This window comes from Bartonella sp. AP150HLJHH (assembly GCF_042196385.1).
In the GTDB taxonomy this organism is placed as follows: domain Bacteria; phylum Pseudomonadota; class Alphaproteobacteria; order Rhizobiales; family Rhizobiaceae; genus Bartonella.
On record NZ_JBHIQC010000062.1, the window covers coordinates 1 to 3,328 of the forward strand.

The 3,328-nt window shown below is 31.9% G+C and carries 3 protein-coding genes and 1 pseudogene; 2 read left to right on the forward strand and 2 right to left on the reverse strand.

Annotation, left to right across the window (positions count from 1 at the left end; genetic code table 11):
- Nucleotides 1–11: 11 nt before the first annotated feature.
- Together ACFING_RS09380 and ACFING_RS09385 are read right to left on the reverse strand one after the other, a co-directional pair.
- Nucleotides 12–338 (reverse strand): type IV secretion system protein VirB3, encoded by a 327-nt coding sequence (locus ACFING_RS09380; RefSeq protein WP_375630673.1) that lies wholly within the window; start codon nt 336–338, stop codon nt 12–14.
- A gap of 18 nt (nt 339–356) precedes the next feature.
- A complete protein-coding gene (locus tag ACFING_RS09385; protein ID WP_375630672.1) occupies nt 357–707 on the reverse strand; it encodes a TrbC/VirB2 family protein in 351 nt (116 codons plus the stop codon).
- Between the two features lie 289 nt (nt 708–996).
- Between ACFING_RS09385 and ACFING_RS09390 the strand changes: the two are divergent.
- Both ACFING_RS09390 and repC read left to right on the forward strand, forming a co-directional pair.
- A pseudogene (locus ACFING_RS09390) lies at nt 997–1,089 on the forward strand (nuclease); the annotation flags it as partial.
- Nucleotides 1,090–1,639: 550 nt separating this feature from the next.
- Nucleotides 1,640–2,977 (forward strand): replication initiation protein RepC, encoded by a 1,338-nt coding sequence (gene repC, locus ACFING_RS09395; protein WP_375621854.1) that lies wholly within the window; start codon nt 1,640–1,642, stop codon nt 2,975–2,977.
- Nucleotides 2,978–3,328 lie beyond the last annotated feature (351 nt).

Here is a 3,328-nt window from a genome sequence, read left to right on the forward strand (position 1 = left end):
CTCTGTTCTATTCATTGTAATTCCTCATAATTACGAATTAATCGTAATGGAGAAATACTTCCCCCACCCCATAGACTAGAGTTTCTGGCAAAAATAGATGTCTTTTGCCATGTCAGAAGAATACGAAATTTGTTATGGTCATGCTTTAGGATTTCCTTGAATATGAAATGCATGGCAATCCCAATAGTTACAAGAAAAATATTGCCTATCACAATAAACAATATCATCGTTCCTATCGCATTTAATCCCATAGCTTCCACCGTCACGCCTGCGATCATTGCAGGGCGCGTGCAAGCAAGAAATAACGTATCTTCTGTTAGCTTATCGCGCTCTTTCATGGCTTTGACAGACAAAGTTTAACTAGAAAACATTGCTGCGATTTGTGGTGCACCAAAGATAATGCCGATGCCAATACAAACAAAGAAAGCTTTACGCATTTCAACATAACCAGCAATCCATGCAATCCCAACACCGGCAATCGCAATGGTCGCGATTGATTTTGCAATTGGTCCTGTTAAAGCTTCAATTATTTTTTGAAGAGCACTTTCAATTTTTCCGAAGCCGCCTGCGGCAAATGCTGGTTCACTCAGTGCGATGAAGGCAATAAACAGCATAAATGCTGTTGTTAACCATTTCTTTTGTGTGTTGGATAGAGTAGTTTTTGGTAAGATGTGTTCACAACTGAACGAATTATTCATGTTTTTCATGAAAAACCCCCACGCTATTTTGAAGTTAAAAATTAAATTAATAGTTAAAATATTAATCTACCCTATAAAATGAAAAAACTATTTTTTCTACTATAAAATTAAAAATATTTAATCTTTATCTTAGATAATATACTAATATTCAAAATGATACTTTTAAAATATCTTAGAGAAGCGCCTAAATATATTATATTAATTTATATTATTATTTTTTGATACTTTTATTTCAGTCAACATAATGAAAATTCTTTTTTTTAAAGGATCAGAAAAGACAATAGAAAACCCTGCTTAAAAAGCACAAAATGTTTTATGGTCGAGCAAATTTCAACAACCAGAAGATTGGCGAAGAGATCATGGAAGCTATAATCCCATTGACCATTATTGATAAAACGTTCTCTCAAGCGCTACTGAAAAATCAAGGCAATATTCCACTACGAACTTTATAAGAAAAAACTTAATCATAATCTACACAGTCCCTAGTGGACAATTCTTGCAAAGAAAAATTATTGTGTTTAAAATTCATTTACTCGTATAGGTTGTTTTTACAGCGCTATATAAGAGGGCATTTCCTTAGTTATATGTCATTTCGCTTTGCTGTTGTTGTAGGTTGTATTAGGTTGTATTGCCATAAAAACAGTTGTTTGAAAGCTTTACCATATTGAAAATCTTTTTTTTTTAATATAGCTTTGACCTTGATACGCTTTTTTTGAGCTATGAGTCGTTTCAAATAGAGGGAAATATAATGGCAAAAAAATAAAAACCCAACTGCGTTAACAGAAGGGTTTCTAAAATATCCGTACTAGCTATACGGTGAATTAAATTACATAAAGTAATTCCTAGTTTAATTTATCGTGATGCATTCTGCAAGAGAAATTTTGTGGAAAAAGGGTATTTTTAACATTTTTTTTGCCTCCAATAGAGAGGTTTTAAAAATTATGGTTAAAAAAACATCTGGTAGAAAATTAACTTCAAAGCACTGGGAATATATAAAAATTGCTGATAATACTGATATTGGACACATTAGTAGAAGCCAACTTATTTTTCTTGTACAAGAATTACCTATAATTGGTCTTATCAAAGGAACGGAAGTCCATTTATTAACCAAACTTTTGAATACTGTACCCGTTTCGCATTTTGAAAAAGGTAAAATTCCACTAGTTTTTAAAAGCAACCATCAAATTGGTCTAGAAATTGGTTGTACGTCTGTTCATGTAAGTAGATTACTTTCACGCCTTTTTGATAAAGGTCTTATTGTGATGCGGGATTCTGGTAATTATAAACGCTATAGTTTTAATTCTGCTAATCACGTACCAATTGCTTGTGGTATTGACCTTAGCATTTTAATCGCGCGTTACCCTGAACTTCAGCACTCTATTTTAACGATTAAAGAAGAAAAGAAACATCACGATATGGTTGTTAGGACCTTTTGTGGTGTTTGTCGTCGATTGCAGCTTCGTATTGAAGAGATAAAATTTACATCTATTGCTTCAATGTTTTTAAATCGTATTAATAAGATTAAATCTGTTCTTGGGTCCCCTTTTAAAGCGTCTACCTTTAAATTGGAAAAAGCTATTAAGCTTTTTAATTGGCTCCTAGATCGTTTATTTTTTACAAAAATGTTATGCACAAATAACAAAAATGTTATGCAATTACATAATACAACCCCTAACTATAATTGTAATTGTAACAAAAATGAGTGTTCAGAATTATCTGAACACACTCAAACCATTAATGTGACCTCCGGTCACGATAAAATGACTTATGAAAATATAGAGAAAGGCAAGACCGAAACATCACTTCCCTCAAAAGGTAGTACATTGCCTCAAATTAAGCCGGAGATACTAGAAAAGGCTTTACCAAATGCCGTCTTGTTTTCTGAATATAGTCTCCAAACAGAAAGCGATTTGATACGTTCTATGTATCCTATGTACAGAATGATTAAAGTTTCAGAACATGCCGCTGAACAAGCTACAAAAATCATGGGGCTTAAAAAAACAGCTCTAGCCATTGCCATCATTTTTGAAAAATATGCTAGAGGACTTGTAAAATCACCAGGGGGATATCTCCGCGGCATGATTGATAAAGAAAAAAAGGGAGAATTGTATCTAGAGCGTTCTTTATTTGCTTTATTGAAACAAGCTGATCAAGAAGAAATAAATAGTTTAAACTTAGAAAAAAATCAGAAAATAAAGCTAAACGAAGAAAAAAGCTCTTTGTTTGAGTTTGAACTCAATAAAACGTTAAATAATCTAAAAATGCCAAAGTTTACATAAATAATAATTTATATACGAAATAAATATTTTAATTATTTATCGTTATTTTTTAAAGGCGTAAAGGAGGTCGAAAATAGTAAAAATTTTTGATTTTGAAAAAGGAGAAAGAGATAAAATGATCAACTTATCCTAGCGGGGATAGTTTGTTATGACCTCTCTCTCCAAAAAAAGATATATACAAGATATTTTTATTTAGCAATTATTTTATTAGTTTTTTATACTTTTAAAAGAAACATTAAAAATATTAAATATTTTCAGTTAATCCTTATTTTTTAATGAGAGGCTATCCGCCTCTCAAACTCTCCGGAACGCTCACCAAAATCATGACATCAGATCCGCGTTTAATGAGAG

Excerpts from the sequence above, each read along its gene's own strand:
- ACFING_RS09385 (WP_375630672.1), bottom strand. The coding sequence starts at position 707 with ATGAAAAACATGAATAATTCGTTCAGTTGTGAACACATCTTACCAAAA.
- ACFING_RS09380 (WP_375630673.1), bottom strand. The coding sequence starts at position 338 with ATGAAAGAGCGCGATAAGCTAACAGAAGATACGTTATTTCTTGCTTGC.
- repC (WP_375621854.1), top strand. The coding sequence starts at position 1,640 with ATGGTTAAAAAAACATCTGGTAGAAAATTAACTTCAAAGCACTGGGAA.